Genomic DNA, 2,427 nt, shown 5'->3' with positions numbered 1-2,427 from the left:
ATTCATTCAGCCAAATCTCTTGCCTGCCCGGTACGCCTGCGCGTCTGGGCGATGGGCCGTGCGTGGTGGACGGAGAGGGTGTTGTAGCAGTCGTTAAATACAAGCAATACCGGATTTTCCAAAAGCCACAGCCTGAAAACTGTGGCTTTTTTCGTTTCGGGGTATGTGTTGGAGATAACAGGGAGAGCAAACATGTCGGTACCGACAGCCTATATTGGGGTGGTGTTGATCTGGTCGACCACGCCACTGGCGATCAAGTGGAGCGGGGAAGGGCCCGGCTTTTTGTTCGGCGTGGCCGCGCGTATGTGGCTCGGGGCGCTGGTCTGTGTGGTTTTGCTGAGAGTGCTCTCTCGTGGGCTGCCTCGGGATCGTGCCGCCCTGAAAAGTTATCTGGCCGGCGGAATCGGCGTGTTCGGTGCCATGACCAGTGTTTACTGGGGCGCGCAGCATATTCCCTCGGGGCTGATCTCCGTGCTGTTTGGTCTGACACCGATCGTCACCGGCATCATGGCGGCCCTGTGGTTGCAGGAGCGCGCCCTGACCTGGCACAAACTCGGCGGCATTATTCTGGCATTATCCGGATTGAGCGTGGTCTTTGCCCGTGGTCTGAACCTGGGGGAGCAGGCCGGCTACGGGATTGCGGCGATCGTTCTGGCGGTCTGTTTGCATTCGCTGAGCATGGTGCTGGTGAAAAAGATCGACGCGCACTTGTCAGGGCTGGAATCGACCAGCGGTGCGTTGCTGGTGGCAGCACCCTGTTATTTGCTGGTCTGGTTACTGTTCGATGGCCAGTGGCCGACGGACATCGGACCACGGGCGGCCGCCGCCATCCTGTATCTGGCCGTATTCGGTTCGGTACTGGGCTTTATCATGTTCTTTTATGTGTTGAAACAGATTGATGCCAGTCGTGTGGCGCTGGTAACCTTGTTAACACCTGTACTTGCCCTGTTGTTCGGGCGGTTATTCAACCAGGAGCAGATCGGTCTCGAACTTTATCTGGGAGCGATGTTGATCCTGCTGGGAATGGGACTCTATCAATGGGGCGGACTGGTTATTCGTACGTTGCGCAATCGGGCGGTGAGCGAGCCGGAGTAAAACTGATGCGTTATGGCAGCTTGCTGCTGTTGGCCATCCTGCTTGCCGGTTGCGGCGAAGAAACGTATCTCAATCGTGTGCAGGAGGAGGGTAAGCTGGTGGTGGGCACCCGCAACGCCCCGACGACCTATTATGTCGATCGTGACGGGAAGACGGGCTTCGAATACGACCTGGTTTCCGCTTTTGCTGATGATCTCGGCGTGGAGCTGGAACTGGTGGTGCGTAACAATCCGGCTGAAATCCTCAGTTTGCTCGAGGAGGGCAAGGTGGATCTGGCCGCCGCCGGCCTGACCCGCACCGAACAGCGTGAGGATCGTTATCGCTTTTCCGACAGTTACCAGCAGGTCACCCAGCAGGTGGTCTGTCGCCGTGGCGGTGCCTATCCCGAAGAGCCAGAAGACCTGGTTGGTCTATCGCTCACGGTGCCGTCCGAAACCAGTTATGTCGATCAGTTACAGCGTTTGCAAGAAGAGGTTCCGGAGCTGACCTGGGAAGCGGATCCCGAACACGATACTGAGTATCTACTCGAACGGGTCTGGCGTCGCAAGCTCGACTGTACCGTCGGTGATTCGAATATCGTCAAGGTCAACCAGCGATACATGCCCGAATTGATGGTGCGCTTTGATATCAGCAAACCCCAGCCGCTGGCCTGGGCCATGCCTGCCGAAGCCCATGGTTTGCAACGTGCGGTCAATAACTGGCTATCCGGGTTTCGTGATGATGGTGCTCTGGAACACCTGATCAACAAGTATTACGGTTTTATCGAGGTGTTCGACTATGTCGACACCCGCGCCTTCAAGCGCAAGGTTAAGCGTGTCCTGCCTGCATACAAGGCAATGTTCCAGACAGCCGGCAGGAAATACGGTATCGACTGGACTCTGCTGGCGGCCCAGGCCTATCAGGAATCTCACTGGGATCGCCTGGCCCGCAGCCCCACCGGGGTGCGTGGCATTATGATGCTGACCCGTACCACGGCAAGGGAGGTCGGGGTATCAAGCCGGCTGGACCCCGAGCAGAGTATCATGGGCGGGGCCAGGTACATAACGAACCTGATTGGCCGGTTACCGGATGAGATCACCGAACCGGATCGCACCTGGATCGCCCTGGCGGCGTATAACGTCGGCATGGGTCATGTTTACGATGCCCGCAAACTGGCGCGTGAACAGGGGGTGGATCCGAATTTATGGCACGAATTCCGTGAAGTCCTGCCACTGTTGTCGCAGAAAAAATACTACAAGGATTTACGCTACGGTTACGCGCGTGGCTCGGAACCGGTGCGCTATGTGCGGCGCATCCGCAACTATCACGACATGCTGCTGCAGGCCCTCAAGG

2 protein-coding genes are annotated in these 2,427 nt (G+C 57.5%); both read left to right on the top strand.

The window, feature by feature from the left end; translation table 11 throughout:
* Positions 1-192: 192 nt before the first annotated feature.
* On the top strand, positions 193-1,095 hold the full coding sequence (locus tag RI563_RS06435) for a DMT family transporter (RefSeq protein WP_310693542.1): 903 nt from the start codon (positions 193-195) through the stop codon (positions 1,093-1,095).
* A 5-nt stretch (positions 1,096-1,100) separates the two neighbouring features.
* A partial coding sequence (gene mltF / locus RI563_RS06430; RefSeq protein ID WP_310693541.1) for a membrane-bound lytic murein transglycosylase MltF occupies positions 1,101-2,427 on the top strand: 1,327 nt, incomplete at its 3' end.

The sequence above is a fragment of the Thiohalophilus sp. genome (assembly GCF_031581315.1).
In the GTDB taxonomy this organism is placed as follows: Bacteria; Pseudomonadota; Gammaproteobacteria; order UBA6429; family Thiohalophilaceae; genus Thiohalophilus.
Note: the sequence above shows the minus strand (reverse complement) of the source record. Positions and strands in the feature narration are given on the sequence as shown.